1 pseudogene is annotated in these 252 nt (G+C 59.9%); it reads left to right on the top strand.

From position 1 onward, the window contains the following. Window positions 1–119: pseudogene (locus ACZYOF_RS44875) on the top strand (transposase); the annotation flags it as partial. Window positions 120–252: the final 133 nt, after the last annotated feature.

Genomic DNA, 252 nt, shown 5'->3' with positions numbered 1-252 from the left:
CCGCATCCTGTGCCGCCTCGAATTCCACTACACCCCGAAGCACGCCAGTTGGCTCAACATGGTTGAGTGCGAGATCAGCGTGCTTCAGCGCCAGTGTCTCGGCCGCCGCATCGACGACTCCAAAAGGGGGGATGTCCCGATCGGTGTTGAACTACGTCGGGCCGACGTTGCCAGAATGAATGTTACGCGGCCCTTGTGACATGGGCAACGGGCTTGATCGTCATGGGATTGTGGTGAGCTTGAAGGGCCGCA

Source organism: Bradyrhizobium sp. LeoA1Lang (assembly GCF_055413685.1).
This window is presented reverse-complemented; position numbering and strand designations above follow the sequence as displayed.